Here is an 8,622-nt window from a genome sequence, read left to right as displayed (position 1 = left end):
GCCAGCTCCACCACCGCGCGCGGCCTTGCGCGCCAGGCGGATCAGCCGCTTGACCGGGTACCACACGAAGGCCAGCAGCCCGAGCAGGATCGCCCCGACCACGCCCAGTGCCGTAGAGGCCGCGCCCAGGCCCAGCCCCGGCCCGACATAGGCCTGCGCGGGATCGGCGGTGGCGGCCAGCAACAGGATCGCCGGCAACAGCAGGCGCGACGCGGGGGCGATCGGCAGAACGGTCATTCGCATCGGGCATTCTCCGCAGCTTGGATGCCGATCTTGTCGGCGACGGGATCGATGTAACGGGTCCAGCGCAGCTCGAACCGGTTGCGGTCAGCGTCGGCGCTGATGAAGTTCCAGCGCACGGTGCCATCGGCGGCCAGGCGCACGACGCGGCCCAGCTCGGTCTCTTCCACCATGGTGTCGCCGCCGGGCAGTGGCGTGGCACGGCCCTGCGCGCGGGTGTGGATGTTCAAATCGCGAAAGGCGCGGGCCAGCGGTTCGCTCACCTGGTCGGTGGCGAAATCATAGACCAGCATGCGGTTGGTGCCGTCGGGTTCGGCCTGTTCGGGCTGGTCCCAGGCAAAGCGCCAGTGGTTGTCGAACACCGAGATGCGGTGATCATCGAGCACGCTGACATCGTGCTGAAACCGCCAGGGCAGGCCGCGGCTCCACACCACCTTGCCGGTGGATGGGCGATAGAGCAGCAACAGCGACAGGTTGCGCAGGCTGATCAGCAGATCGCCCGAGCGCCAATAGGGGCCATCGCCCGGCACCGGCTGAATATCGTTGAGGTGGATGGGATCATCCGAATAGGGGCGGCCGCGCCAGAGCTGGCCCATATTGTTGGCATCGAGCAGGTCGATCACGGCAGTGCGGCCGAGCACCTTGCCCGCAGCGGTCAGGTGCATCAGACCTTCGTCGGCAAATTGCGGGCCAAGGCCGGGGCGCGTGGTGCGCGGCAGGCGATAGGATGCCCACAGCGTGCCATCTGGCGCACGTTCCAGCGAGTGGTGGAAGATGCCGTCGATCATCCATTCCGGCCGGCCGCAGGCATCGATCCGCACCAGGGGCGATGTATCGTGCACGATCAGCCCGCCATCGGGCATCAGCATGGGATGCATTGCCATGAAGCGCTGGTTGGTCTTGTCCCGCGCCAGATCGATCAGCGCCGAGCGGAACGTGGAATGCGCCAGGATCGCGGCGATATCCGGGGCATAGGTGCGCACCACCTGGCCATCGCGCAGCCGCAACAGCTGCACCACCCAGCGCCGCCGCGCGGTATCGAACACGGTCAGCAGGATATAGCCGGGATCGACAAAGCCGGGCCGGCGCCACAGGCCGCCGGGCAGCGGCTCATAGGGTTGGCCGATCGTGGGGTGATAGGGCAGCAAGGCGCCCGCGGCGCGCCCCACGGTATCGGGTATGCTGGCCACCTGCACCGCCAGTTCGCCCAGCGCGCCATGGCGGCGCGGCGCCAGCAGCACGAACCCGAAGCCCAGCAGCACCAGCGCGCCCAGCGCCAGGGTCAGCCCCAATGCCCACAACGGCACCGGGCGGCTCATCAGGCGCTCCCACCGCGATGGCGCCGGGGCACGCGGTGATGGGGCAACAGGATCAACAGGCAGTGCAGGTATTTGGGGCAACGCCGGGCGGTTCATGGCCACGGGGTCTAGCGCGCAGTTGTATCACCGCAATTTCGCCGGGCTACAGGCCTGCAATCTTTACTGACACAGTGAAACATCAACAGCGACGGGCACATCCAATAGGGATGAAATAGTATTCTGTATCAAGACGATGCCGCAGAAGAAAGGCCATGCTGCAGCCCGTGGGACTGCGGCATGGCCATACAACTTGTTACAAAATTGCCGTGCGGCGTCAGGCCGGCAGGCTGACCGCGTTGATGATGTGCGCCTGGGTATATTCGAGCAGGCCGGCCTCGCCCAGTTCACCGCCCAGCCCCGATTGCTTGACCCCGCGGAACGGGATGGCGGGGTCGATCGCCAAGTGCTGGTTGACCCATACCGTGCCGGTATCGATCCGCCGCGCCACGTCCATCGCGCGGGCCACGTCCTTGCCCCAGACGGTGCCGCCCAGGCCATAATCGCTGTCGTTGGCGCGGGCGATCACATCGTCCACGTCAGAGAACTTGAGCACCGGAAGCACGGGGCCGAACTGCTCTTCGCGCACCAGCGGCGCATCGTCATCAAGATCGGCGACGATGGTCGGCGCGATGAAGTAGCCCGGCCGATCGAGCGGCGCGCCGCCGGCCAGCACGGTGCCGCGTTCGCGCGCATCGGCCAGCAGGGCGGAAACCTTGTCGAACTGCATCTTGTTCTGCACCGGGCCGATCGTGACGCCCTGGCGGGTGCCTTCGTCCACCACGGCATCCTGCGCCAGGCGGGTGATCTCTTCCAGGAATTCGTCATAGACGGTTTCGTGCACATAGGCGCGCTTGATCGCCACGCAGACCTGGCCGGCATTGACCATGGCGCCCTGATAGACCTTTTCGGCGGCCAGCTTGGCCGGCATGTCATCCAGCACGATCGCGGCATCGTTGCCGCCCAGCTCCAGCGTCACGCGCTTCACGCCGCTTGCGGCCGAGGCCATGACCTTCTTGCCGGTGGCGGTCGATCCGGTGAAGGCAACCTTGGCGACGTCGGCATGGGTCGACAGCGCGCCGCCCAGATCGTTGACATCGGCAATCACGTTGACCACGCCCGGCGGCAGGATCTGGGCGATCACTTCGCCCAGCAGCAGCGTGGTGAGCGGGGTCGTGGGCGCAGGCTTGGCCACCATGGTATTGCCAGTGAGCAGGCACGGACCCAGCTTGTTGGCCAGCAGCACCACCGGGAAATTCCACGGCGTGATCGCGGCACACACGCCCAGCGGGGTGCGGTGCTCGATCACCGTGTTGCCGCCCTCTTCGCGCAAGACCTTGTCGGTCACGCGCATGCCGGCAAAGGCCTTGAGCACGAAATAGGTGGCCATCATCTCGCCACGTGCCTGGTCCAGCGGCTTGCCCTGCTCGGCGGTCAGCAGCTGGGCAAACTCTTCCGTCCGGGCGTGGATCGCCTCAGCCAGTTGATCGAGCAGCGCGGCGCGATCATCCTGGCTGCGCGCCGCCCAGGCGGGAAACGCGCGCTTGGCGGCGGCGACCGCAGCATCGAGCTGGGCCATGTCAGCCCGTGGCGCCTGGGCCAGCACGGTTTCCGTCGCGGGGTTGATCACATCGAACGTGGCCGCGCCGGGCACCAGCTGGCCATCGATCAACAGGCTGAATTGCTTGTCCATAGGGGGATTTCCTTTGCCGTTGAAGCTATAGTGGGACGCGCTCAGGGAATGCGCAAGATGGGCTTGACCACATGGCCGGCCTCGCCCTGGGCGATGGCATCGGCAATGTCGGCAAATGCGAAGAAGCGCACCAAGCGATCGAACGGAAAGCGCCCGGCGCGATAATGGGCCAGCAGTTCGGGGATGAACGTCTGCGGATCGGCGCCGCCTTCGACAACGCCGCGGATCACACGCCCGCCGCTCATCAGGAACGTTGCGTCGGCGGCGATGTCACCCGGGCCATAGGCCCCTACCAGCGCCATCTGCCCGCGCGGGGCCAGCGCTGCCATCGCGGCGTTGACCACGTCGGGCCGGCCGGTGGTGTCGATCACGCAGTCAAACCCCTGCGCCAGGCCAGCGCTGCGGGCATGATCGGCCAGGCTGCCGGCGCGCGCGTCAAAGCCATGGGTGGCGCCCAGTTCCTGCGCCAGGGCAATGCGCGCGGGGTTGATATCCACCGCCGCGACCACGCCCGCCCCGGCAATGCCGCAGGCCATGATCGCGGAAAGCCCGACCGCGCCGGTGCCGATCACCGCTACGCTGGCGCCGGGGCGCGGGCGCAATTCATTGAGCACGGCGCCAGCCCCGGTCTGGATGCCGCAGCCCAGCGGGCCAAGCAGATCGAGCGGCAGATCGGCATCGACCTTTACCGCATTGCGCGCATGCACGATGGCATGGGTGGCAAACGACGATTGCCCGAACACGTGGCTGTGGATCACCGCGCCTTCGGGCGTTGCCAGCGCCGTGGTGCCATCGCTGCGGCTGCCACCAAAGTTATAGGCAAACCAGTCGTGGCAATAGGCCGGGGCATGATCGTCGCACGAGGGGCAGTGGCCACACGAATCAAAGCTGAGCACGACATGATCGCCCGGTGCCAACCCGGTCACCGCCGTACCGACCTGCTCGACCACGCCAGAGCCTTCGTGCCCCAGCACCACCGGAAACGGCAGCGGCAGGTGCCCATCGCGCAGCACCATGTCGGTGTGGCACACCCCCACGCCCACCAGGCGCACCACCACCTCGTCTTCGCGCGGATCATCGAGCACGACCGGCTCGATCACCGGCGGCGCGCCAGGCTGGCGGAAAACAGCGGCATGGGCAGCAGTGGGCATGGGGGCGTATCCTTGCAGTGAAACGGCTGTAACAGGGCAGAAAAGAGGCGCCAGGCCGGGGGATTTCGTGGAGGAAGCGGCCCGGCGCCAGTGGGTGGATCGATCAGAACTTGAAGCCGGCGCGCAGATACCATTCGCGCGGACGGTTATAGCTGCCAAAGATCGCGCCGGCCGAAAGGTTGGTATTGCCGCTGACGAGATAGCGGGTGTCGGTCAGATTGGTGCCACCCACGGTCAGCGACCAGCGATCGCCGGGCGTGTTGTAGGTGAGGCTGGCGTTGATCATGTCGTTCGTGGGCCGGCGCAGCAGCAGGGTGCGGGCAATGTCATTCCACACCGGCGTGGTGTGCGTCCAGTCGGCCAGCGCCACCACGTTGCCCCCGTTCGCCAGGTTGAATTGATAGCGCGGCGACAGGTTGATCTTCCAGTTGGCCGTCTTGGGCAGCGGCGCGCCCAGATAGATGCCCGCCTGGATGCCCGGGATCGTGCCGGCATTGACCAGCGCGGCGGGATCGATCTGGGTATAGTGCGCATCGATATAGCCGACCGAGCCATTGATGGTCAGGCCGGTAACCGGCGCCAGCACCATTTCGGCCTCAACCCCCTTGATCCGCGCGCGCCCGGCGTTGGCGATCGTGGGCGAGGTGCCGATCTGGATATTGAGCTGCACCCCTTCATAGTCGGTGGTGAAAGCGGCCAGGTTCAGCTGCAGCTTGCGATCGAGCAGGGTCGATTTCACCCCCACTTCCCAGGTCGTGGCCTTTTCCGGGCCAAAGCCGGGCGCCACATTGCCCTGCGGGTTGGTCAACCGCGTGGTCCAGCCGCCGGTCTTGTAGCCCTTGGACCACGAACCATAGACCATGACGCGCTCGGCGGGATAGAGCTGCACCCCGACCTTGGGCGAGAAGTTATTGAAGTTCTTGCGGTTTACCCCAGGGGCATAGACCTGCACGGGATTGGCCGGGTTGGGATAGCCGATGCCGTTCTGGCAAGAGACCGGCGCCAGCGGGAACGGCCCGTTCGGCGTGACATTGCCATTGGCATCGCTGCATCCGAACAGCTTGTAGTTGAAGCCATTCAACTCCTGCTGGCCGCCTTCGAACTGCTTGGCTTCGTGCGTATAGCGGCCGCCCACGGTGATGCCCAGAATCTCTACCGGGCGATAATCGACCTGGCCAAAGAACGCATAGTTTTCGGTGTTGAAGCGGTTGGGGCCATCCACCTGCACCAGGCCTTCGTCAAAGGTCACATAATCGTGCAGGCTGCCCTTTTCCTTGAAGTAATAGCCGCCCAGCACATAGTTCAGCTTCTTGTCGAGCGCCTTGCCCAGGATCTGCACTTCCTGGCTGAACTGCCACTGGTTCTGCTGGAACGACAGCTCGAGGAACGAGAGCGGCGATCCATCGGCATCCAGCCCGGCGCGCCAGTGCGTGTTGCGATAGGCGGTGATGGACTTGATCGTCAGGTCATCGCTCACCTGCGCCTGCACCGTTGCGCCCAGGCCCCAGGTCGTCAGCTTGTTGAAGCTGGGCCCGGTGGCATAGCTGGTGTCGGGGTCTGCGGTGACGAAGCGGGAATCCCAGGGCAGGCGATCGTTGGTGGGATCGCCATCCACGTTCACGCTGGCCAGCGGGGAAAGCCGGCGGCCGAACTGCGTGCCGCGCGCGCCGCACAGCGCCTGGGCATTGCGCGCGGCGATCTGCTGCGCGGTTGAGCCGATGCAGAAGTTGTAGAGACCGGAAAACAGGAAGCCGGTGTTGCCCGAGGCCGACAGCGCCGTGCCGGGCAGGTTGTCAGTGCCGGCAAATGGCCCAGGCAGGTTGAGCGCGGCCAGAAGCTTGCTCGCCTGCGAGGAACTGTCCTGCCGCGTCCAGTCGCCGGTGAGCGTGGCCGTGATCGCGCCGCCATTGTCCCACTTGAGCTTGCCGCGCAGCGAGGCGGTATTGTCGCCGCCTTCGCGGCTGGAGCTGGCATAATCGGCGTGGTTGAAGTTCAGGAACGTGTCGGAATTGCTGGCGCGCTGATCGGGATAGGGAATGCGCTTCAGGAACCCCTCGCGGTTGGTGACGGCAAAGGTCACCGACGAAAACAGCGAGGGCGCCAGCGGCACGTCCACCGTGCCGCGCACCTTGACGAGGTTGTAGCTGCCGGTGGTGGCGTCGATCGAACCCTTGAATTCCTTGCCCGGCTCGTGCGTGACGATCGAGATCGCGCCGCCGATGGTATTGCGCCCGAACAGCGTGCCCTGTGGGCCCTTGAGCACTTCCACGCGTTCCACGTCGGGCAGGTCCTGGTTGGCGCCCACGGTGCGCGCCAGATAGACGCCGTCGAGGTAGATGCCCACGCCCGGATCGATGTTGAACGCAAAGTCATCCGAACCGATGCCACGGATCGTGGCCGACAGTACGGCCGAAGAACCCGAAAACGGCGTGCCGCCATCGAGGTTGACGTTGGGCGCCAGGGCCGAGAGCGACGCCACGCTGGTCACCGCGCGCTCCTTGAGCGAAGAGGCGGTGAACGCGGAAATCGCGATCGGCACGTTCTGGACGTTCTGCGCGCGCTTTTGCGCGGTGACGACGATTTCCTGAATGCCCCCCTGCGGCGCGGCGGCCGCAGCATCAGCCGGCGGCGCGGCATCCTGGGCATGGGCCAGGCCGGGCACGGTGGTGGCCACGGCCAGGGCCACCAGGCTCGATCGAGTGAAAACCTGCGGCATCCTGCACTCCCTTGCGATGTGTTATCGCCATGGGAGCTACCGCCCTGTCCCGCCGCCATCTTGGACGATCGCGCGAAAAGCATGGACAAAAACGACGAGGCAACGACCGCTGTTTTATACGGCGGCAGGCCGGATCAATGCATGGCGCGATAGCGGCGCGGGGTTTCGCCAAAGCGTTCCTGGAACCGCCGGCTGAAATAGGAACTGTCGGAAAAGCCGCAGTCGAACGCGATCTGGGTAATGCTGCGCTGCGGTTCCAGCGTCAGCTTCTGCGCGGCCAGCGCCAGGCGGCGTTCGTTGATATAGCCGCCCAGCGTCACGCCTTGGCCAGCGGCAGCGGCCTGCAGGCGGCGCAGCGACACGCCCATTTCCGCAGCGATCGTGGCCGGGGACAGGGTGTGATCGGCCAGCCGCGCCGCCACGATCGCCCGCGCGCGTTCCAGCAGGCCGTGGCGGCTGGGCTGCACCCTCGCCCCGCCGGGACGCAGGCTGGCGAGCAGCAGCGAGCAGAACACGCCGTCATAGCCGTCATCGGGCAGGCCCTGTGGGCTAGCCTCGCACTCACGCCACAGCGACAGCAGGAAATCGTGCAGCAGACGGGTCGACGGCGCCTCGCGCGGGATGCAGGTTGCCACGGCATCGTCCACCCAGCCCGGCATATCGGCCAGCACCGCGCGGTCGAATTCGGCCACGATCAACTCGTGATCGTTGCGCAGGTCAAAGCGATAGACCTCTTCGCTGGCGCACAGCACCATGTCGCCGGCGCGCACGTCCATCTCGCGGCGGCGATGCACCACGCGCCCCTGCCCCGAACGGAACACGTGCAGCTTGAGCCGCGGGCCGCCGGCATGCCCAGCTTCCATCAGGCGCCGTTCCACCGAAACCGGCGTGGCGCGCGGGCGCGTCATGGTGATCCCGCCCATCTGCCAACGCGATACGGTCGCTTCGAAATGCGGGCTGAGCGGCTGGGTGGACAGGCCGGAATAGGTGCGCGCCATCAGGCTGCGCCAATAGCTCAGCTTGTCTGTCCCGGTCAGGCTGCGCGTCGAAAAATGCTCGATCATCTGCCTCGATCCACCACCCTCTGCCGCCATGTCACATGGCGCGTGCGGACTCGGTCTGGCGCCAAGTCTCTCCTGGTGAATTAGTCAGCAATACATACAAATGCAATGACACGTCCGATAGGGCAGCGTGATCGCCCGCGTATCAGGCGACCAGCACCGCGCGGATATCGTTGACGTTGGTGTGGCTGGGGCCGGTGATCAGCAGATCATCGATCGCGGCAAAGAAGCTGTAGCTGTCATGCCCGGCCAGGGCCTGGGCCGCGCTGGCGCCGGCCGCGCCAGCACGGGCCAGCGTATCGGGCGCGACGAAAGCGCCGGCGGCATCATCGCTGCCATCGATCCCGTCGCTGTCGGCAGCCAGTGCCCAGATCCCCGGCGCGCCATCCAGCGCGACACCCATGGC

At 66.1% G+C, this 8,622-nt stretch carries 7 protein-coding genes; all 7 read right to left on the bottom strand.

Going from position 1 to position 8,622, the window contains the following annotated elements:
* On the bottom strand, positions 1 to 237 hold a 237-nt coding region (locus tag H926_RS0104080; protein WP_082208995.1), incomplete at its 3' end, for a hypothetical protein.
* A complete protein-coding gene (locus tag H926_RS0104075; RefSeq protein ID WP_022675177.1) occupies positions 234 to 1,559 on the bottom strand; it encodes an arylsulfotransferase family protein in 1,326 nt (441 codons plus the stop codon). The genes H926_RS0104075 and H926_RS0104080, both read right to left, overlap by 4 nt.
* 313 nt (positions 1,560 to 1,872) lie before the next feature.
* Entirely contained in the window at positions 1,873 to 3,288 is a 1,416-nt protein-coding gene (locus H926_RS0104070; protein WP_022675176.1) for an aldehyde dehydrogenase family protein, read from the bottom strand.
* Between the two features lie 41 nt (positions 3,289 to 3,329).
* Positions 3,330 to 4,439 carry an NAD(P)-dependent alcohol dehydrogenase gene (locus H926_RS0104065; protein ID WP_022675175.1) on the bottom strand — a complete coding sequence of 370 codons (1,110 nt, stop codon included), beginning with the start codon at positions 4,437 to 4,439 and terminating at the stop codon, positions 3,330 to 3,332.
* Between the two features lie 103 nt (positions 4,440 to 4,542).
* Complete coding sequence (locus H926_RS0104060; RefSeq protein ID WP_022675174.1) at positions 4,543 to 7,155, bottom strand: TonB-dependent receptor; 2,613 nt, start codon at positions 7,153 to 7,155, stop codon at positions 4,543 to 4,545.
* A 134-nt stretch (positions 7,156 to 7,289) separates the two neighbouring features.
* Positions 7,290 to 8,219 carry a helix-turn-helix domain-containing protein gene (locus tag H926_RS30690; protein ID WP_022675173.1) on the bottom strand — a complete coding sequence of 310 codons (930 nt, stop codon included), beginning with the start codon at positions 8,217 to 8,219 and terminating at the stop codon, positions 7,290 to 7,292.
* A 142-nt stretch (positions 8,220 to 8,361) separates the two neighbouring features.
* Positions 8,362 to 8,622 (bottom strand): MOFRL family protein (locus H926_RS25510; RefSeq protein ID WP_022675172.1); only part of this gene is annotated, 261 nt, incomplete at its 5' end.

The organism is Novosphingobium sp. B-7, from assembly GCF_000410615.1.
GTDB lineage: Bacteria > Pseudomonadota > Alphaproteobacteria > Sphingomonadales > Sphingomonadaceae > Novosphingobium > Novosphingobium capsulatum.
Note: the sequence above shows the minus strand (reverse complement) of the source record. Positions and strands in the feature narration are given on the sequence as shown.